This window comes from Allobosea sp. P1_A7, assembly GCF_056406775.1.
The window spans coordinates 1-1,237 of sequence record NZ_JBFTZN010000575.1 but is presented as its reverse complement, the minus strand read 5'-3'; the positions used below and the strand labels follow the sequence as shown (position 1 = coordinate 1,237).

The 1,237-nt window shown below is 63.5% G+C and carries 2 protein-coding genes; one reads left to right on the top strand and one right to left on the bottom strand.

Annotation, left to right across the window (positions count from 1 at the left end):
* Positions 1 to 315: 315 nt before the first annotated feature.
* Positions 316 to 669, bottom strand: coding sequence for a patatin-like phospholipase family protein (locus AC1D34_RS37700; protein ID WP_441504725.1), 354 nt, complete (start codon positions 667 to 669; stop codon positions 316 to 318).
* Between the two features lie 91 nt (positions 670 to 760).
* On the opposite strand from AC1D34_RS37700, the gene AC1D34_RS37695 reads away from it, so the two are divergent.
* Positions 761 to 1,093, top strand: coding sequence for a hypothetical protein (locus tag AC1D34_RS37695; protein WP_476827043.1), 333 nt, complete (start codon positions 761 to 763; stop codon positions 1,091 to 1,093).
* Positions 1,094 to 1,237: the final 144 nt, after the last annotated feature.

Here is a 1,237-nt window from a genome sequence, read left to right as displayed (position 1 = left end):
AGATCAAGGCGGCGGTAGGGGCGTTCGATCCCGGGCGGGCGGGGCTGAGTTAGGGGCGCGCGGGGAGGGCAATGGGGACGTCAATTTATCGGAGACTCTTGAGGAGCGGTGTCTGGTGACCGGAGTAGGCCCAGAGCCGGCTTCTTGGATGTCCGCTGCTGGGAGTGATACTTCAGCGGCAGCCGGTGTTGGCTCATTGCCGCTGCTAGGAACATCCGCTTCCTGAGAGTTGGCTGATTACGCTCGAACTACTGTCAGGCGGCATTGGGACCAATCGCGGTGCCCAGGCCGATTTCAGAGCGAAGTTCTTCACCTTCATGCCGCCGTTACGAACACATCGGAGGCAACGTCGCTGGCAAAGAAGGTCCTTGCGATCTCCCGGCTCGGGATCTCGACCTGCGCCCGGTCGAGGTCGCAGCAGGCCAAGGCGTCGACGAGCGCGTTCATGATCGGGTTGTTCGCCCAAAGTCCGCCATCGACCATCACGTAGCCATTGTTCGGCAGGGCTTCGAAGTAGGCCGGGGCCGCGGCGGTCGAGAGGCCCACCTTCACCATGCGCTCGACCCGATCGCGCTTGTAGTCGGGATGGTGCGGGGTCTTGAAGATCCACGGCTCGCCGTGCCAGCCCTCGAAGGCGAGGTGCGCGGCTGAGCTGGCGAGCGCGTCCATAGTGGCTTGCGCAGTTGACCGGTGGTATTCGCACGGCGCTACTTCACGCGGTGAACCCGCCGTTCCTGCACGAATCGACCGGGCGCAGGAGATGTTCCAACTACACGGCAAGGACGGCAATCCGCTGTCGGAAGACGCGAAGTGGAGCACGTTCCGCGGTCTTGTTGAGACCGGTCCGGTGGAGCGCGCAAATGTCAAGCTTGCCAAGCTGGCGAAAACTGACAAGGACTTCGACGACTTCATGGCCCACCTCGCCGCCTACCAGATCTACCGATTGAGGAGTTCGATCGCGCACAGCCGCATTGGCGAGTATCTGCTGACAGACGCGGACGACGCGATGATCGCGGGCTTTGGCCTGCCTCTTCTGCAGGAGATCGCGGTCCAAGTGTTCAGCAGCTCGGAGCTCGCCGCCCTAGTCGCTTAGCGGGCGGCCGGCCGAGGCTCCATCGCGGGCTTGACGCTAGATTGACGCGTGGCGCTGCTCAGCCCGTGTTGCGCACGCCTCCCGCGAATACCGGCTTGAATCTCCTCGGCCGCGCGGACAGCCTCTCCTAGACGAGCGCAGATC